This is a genomic window from Mesorhizobium sp. M2A.F.Ca.ET.039.01.1.1 (genome assembly GCF_003998035.1).
GTDB lineage: Bacteria > Pseudomonadota > Alphaproteobacteria > Rhizobiales > Rhizobiaceae > Mesorhizobium.
The window spans coordinates 1-3903 of the sequence record NZ_RZRY01000589.1 but is presented as its reverse complement, the minus strand read 5'-3'; the positions used below and the strand labels follow the sequence as shown (position 1 = coordinate 3903).

At 66.3% G+C, this 3903-nt stretch carries 4 protein-coding genes; 3 read left to right on the top strand and 1 reads right to left on the bottom strand.

All coding sequences use genetic code 11. The features are described 5' to 3' along the window. The first annotated feature begins 23 nt into the window (after positions 1 to 23). Both EOA24_RS29925 and der read left to right on the top strand, forming a co-directional pair. A complete protein-coding gene (locus tag EOA24_RS29925; protein WP_126078620.1) occupies positions 24 to 689 on the top strand; it encodes a tetratricopeptide repeat protein in 666 nt (221 codons plus the stop codon). Positions 690 to 756: 67 nt separating this feature from the next. Further along, on the top strand, positions 757 to 2184 hold the full coding sequence (gene der, locus EOA24_RS29920) for a ribosome biogenesis GTPase Der (protein WP_126078619.1): 1428 nt from the start codon (positions 757 to 759) through the stop codon (positions 2182 to 2184). A 222-nt stretch (positions 2185 to 2406) separates the two neighbouring features. On the opposite strand, the gene EOA24_RS29915 is transcribed toward der, so the two are convergent. Then, positions 2407 to 3324, bottom strand: a complete 918-nt coding sequence (locus tag EOA24_RS29915) for a LysR substrate-binding domain-containing protein (protein ID WP_127258747.1) — start codon at positions 3322 to 3324, stop codon at positions 2407 to 2409. A 114-nt stretch (positions 3325 to 3438) separates the two neighbouring features. Between EOA24_RS29915 and EOA24_RS29910 the strand changes: the two genes are divergently transcribed. Beyond that, positions 3439 to 3903, top strand: a 465-nt coding sequence (locus EOA24_RS29910; protein WP_127410375.1) for an MFS transporter, incomplete at its 3' end; no start/stop codon positions are given.

The window sequence follows — 3903 nt, the reverse complement described above, 5'->3', positions numbered from 1 at the left end:
GGGGCAATAATGGTTTTTGATTGATGTCGGACGACAGTTTTATCCGCGAAGTCAACGAAGAGATTCGTCGCGAGCAGGCGCAGGCGCTGTGGGATCGTTTTGGCCCGGCCATTCTGGGCATCGCCATCCTGATCGTGCTGGGCACTGCCGCCGTCGTCGGCTACCGCTACTGGGACGAGAGCCGCGCCAACCGCTCGGGCGACGCCTTCTCGGCGGCCCTCAAGCTCGCCAATGACGGCAAGAACGACGAGGCGATCGCCGCTCTCGACCAGCTGGAGAAGGACGGCTACGGCGCCTATCCGCTGCTCGCCCGTATGCGCGCCGCGACCGTCAAGGCCGACAAGGGCGACGTCGACGGCGCGGTCAAGGATTTCGATGACGTCGCCGCCGACAACGCCATCCCCGCCGGCATCCGCGACATCGCGCGGCTGAGAGCAGCTCTGCTGCTCGTCGACCACGGCTCCTTCGCCGATGTCTCCAGCCGCGTCGAGGCGCTCACCGCCGACACCAATCCGCTGCGCCATTCGGCGCGCGAGGCGCTTGGCCTTGCCGCCTGGAAGGACGGCAAGTCGGCCGATGCGCTCAAACTGTTCGACCAGATCTCTTCGGACGAGGCTGCCCCGCGCAATGTGCGCCAGCGGGCGCAGCTGATGTCCGAGCTGATCCGCGGGTCGGGCAACGCGTCGTGATTGCATGTCGCCCAAAAGTGCGCAGCGGTTTTGGGGCAAACGACATGCAAAATAAACGGTAGACTGGATGTCGTTCAAAGTCGCCATCATCGGCCGGCCTAACGTCGGCAAATCGACTCTTTTCAATCGGCTGGTCGGAAAGAAGCTGGCGCTTGTCGACGACACGCCGGGCGTCACGCGCGACCGCCGCGTCCATGCGGCGAAACTCTACGATCTTTATTTCGATGTCATCGACACCGCCGGTTTCGAGGATGCGGCCGCTTCGACGCTGCCCGGCCGCATGCGCCAGCAGACCGAGATCGCCATTCGCGAGGCCGACCTCATCTTCTTCACCGTCGATGCCAAATCCGGCCTGATGCCGGACGACCGCACCTTCGCCGACGTCGTGCGCAAATCCGGCAAGCCGGTGGTTCTTGTCGCCAACAAGGCCGAGGCGCGCGGCGCTCAAGGAGGACTGCTGGAGGCCTGGGAGCTCGGCCTCGGCGAGCCGATCCCGGTCTCGGCCGAGCACGGCCAGGGCATGCCCGACCTGCGCGATGCGGTGGTCGAAGCCTTGGGCGAAGAGCGCGCGCTCGGCGAGGAGGAAGACGACAGCGACGAGATCGCCGCCAGCGAGGTGTTGATCGGCGAGGACATCGCCGACCCGGATGCCGAGCCCGCCTATGACGACACCAAGCCGCTGCGCATCGCAGTCGTCGGCCGCCCGAATGCCGGCAAGTCGACGCTGATCAATGCGCTGATCGGCGAGGAGCGGCTGCTCACCGGCCCGGAAGCCGGCATCACCCGCGATTCGATCTCGGTCGACTGGGATTGGCGCGGCCGCCGGATCAAGCTGTTCGACACCGCCGGCATGCGGCGCAAGTCCAAGGTGCAGGAGAAGCTGGAAAAACTCTCGGTGCAGGACGGGCTGCGCGCCATCCGCTTCGCCGAGATCGTCATCATCGTGCTCGACGCCACCATCCCCTTCGAGAAGCAGGACCTGCAGATCGCCGACCTCATCATCCGCGAGGGCAGGGCGCCGGTGATCGCCTTCAACAAATGGGACCTGATCGACAACCCGCAGGAGCTTTTGGCCGAGCTGCGCGAAAAGACCGAGCGGCTCTTGCCGCAGGTGCGCGGAATCCAGGCGGTGCCGGTCTCGGCCGAGACCGGGCGTGGCCTCGACAAGCTTATGGAAAGCGTCATCAAGACGCACAAGGTCTGGAACAGCCGCGTCTCCACGGGCAAGCTCAACCGCTGGCTGGAAGGCATCCTGGCGCATCATCCGCCGCCCGCCGTCGCCGGCCGCCGGCTGAAGATCAAATATGTCACCCAGGCAAAAACCCGGCCGCCGGGCTTCGTCGTCTCCTGCTCGCGGCCCGACGCGATGCCGCAATCCTATGTCCGCTATCTCACCAACAGCCTGCGCGAAGCCTTCGACATGCCCGGCGTGCCGATCCGCATGGCGCTGCGGACGTCGGACAATCCTTTCGCGGGCCGCGCGAAAAAGCGGTGACGGTCCGTGATTGTCGCGAACGCCAGTTCCCTCGTCATCCACGGGCGGAGCGACGCGAAGCGGAGCGCAGACCCGAGGATCCATTCCGTTACGTCGGCCGAGGAATGCAGCGGTGCAGAATTCTGTACCGTGGCGACGCTTCTAAGTCACGGCATGGATCCTCGGGTCTGCGCGCGTCGCTTCGCTCCTTGCTCCGCCCGTGGATGACGAATCGCGCGGTACCTAAGCCACTCTAAGCAATCCTTTCGTTTCCGCCCCCTCCGGCAATGTCTCCAGTGCCGCCTGCAAAAGAATCTCCGCCAGCCGCGCCGCGACCGGGTCGAGCTCGGCGTCCTTCTGGTGTAGATGCAGCGCCATCATCGGCAGGGCGGGAAGCCCCAATACGCCCGGCGCGATCGCCCTGACATTGGCGGGCAGGCCGATATCGGTTCGGATCGTCAGGCCGAGGCCGGCCGCCACCGCCGCCCAGATGCCGCCGAGACTGGGGCTGGAGAATGCCATGCGCCAGGGCATGCCGGCGCGGTCGAGCGTTTCCGTCGCGACAGTGCGCAACAGGCACGGCGCCTCGAACACCACCAGCGGCAGCGGCTCGCCATTGCGCGGACCGACCTCGATCGGCTTTGCCGGGCCGATCCAGCGCGACTGCACATCGGCGACGTGGCGGCTGTAGGGCAGGGTGGTGCCGTCATGCCAGGCGAGCGCGATGTCAAGATTGCCGGACAGGACGCGTTCGACGAGGTCGTGGCTGCGTCCGATCCGCGCCTCGATGCGCACCTTGGGATGGGCGCGGGCGAAGCGGCCAAGCACGTCGGGCAGCACGGCCTCGCCGAAATCCTCCTGCAGGCCGAGCCGCACCCAGCCTTCCAGCTCGACGTCGCGAATGGCGGAGGCCGCCTCGTCGTTGAGCTCGATCAGCCGCCGCGCATAGCCGAGCATGGTTTCGCCGGCTTCGGTCAGCGCCAGGCCGCGCCCCGCCTTGCGGAAGATCGGCGTATCCGCCTGCTCTTCCAGCTTCTTCAATTGGGCGCTGGCCGCTGATGTCGAGCGTCCCAGCCGTTCGGCCGCCTTGGCGAAGCTGCCCAGCTCCATGCCGGTGACGAAGGTTCTGAGGACATCGAGGTCGAACGTGACGCGGCGCATGAGATTGTCCCGATTTTCAGGAGTGTCGATCAAAAACTTCCTGATTTTATGGATGAAGCTATGGCGCTACATCCGGTCCGTCAAGCCGCCAGCCGGCCGTCACGGGAATGGATCATGTCCGCCATCGTCACACGCAGCGACTGCCAACAGCCTAATGCAGCCGCCGTCACCTCCGCGCGCCGCGCCTTCGGTCCCAACCATCGCTGGAAGGTGCTCGGCATCGGCGTTGCGGCCAATGCCGGCTTCTCCGCCACCTTCTCCGGCATTCCGGCGACTGCGGTGGCGATGCGCCAGGGCTACCACCTCGACAATGCCTCGCTGGGCCTCGCGCTTGGGCTTCTCGGCCTCGGCGTGGCGCTGAGCGAACTGCCCTGGGGCGTGCTCACCGACCGCTGGGGTGACCGCCGCGTGCTCCTGACCGGGCTCGGCGCGACGGCTGCATGGCTTCTCATCATGGCGCTGCTCGTCGTGCCGACGAAAATGGCCGTTCCCGGCGTCACGCTTCTGTCGGTGAGCCTGCTTGTCGCCGGCTTGCTCGGCGGCAGCGTCAACGGCTCCAGCGGCCGCGCCATCATGGGC

Bases quoted from the DNA above. Each gene is read 5' to 3' on its own strand.
- EOA24_RS29925 (WP_126078620.1), top strand. From the start codon at position 24: ATGTCGGACGACAGTTTTATCCGCGAAGTCAACGAAGAGATTCGTCGC.
- EOA24_RS29915 (WP_127258747.1), bottom strand. From the start codon at position 3,324: ATGCGCCGCGTCACGTTCGACCTCGATGTCCTCAGAACCTTCGTCACC.
- der (WP_126078619.1), top strand. From the start codon at position 757: ATGTCGTTCAAAGTCGCCATCATCGGCCGGCCTAACGTCGGCAAATCG.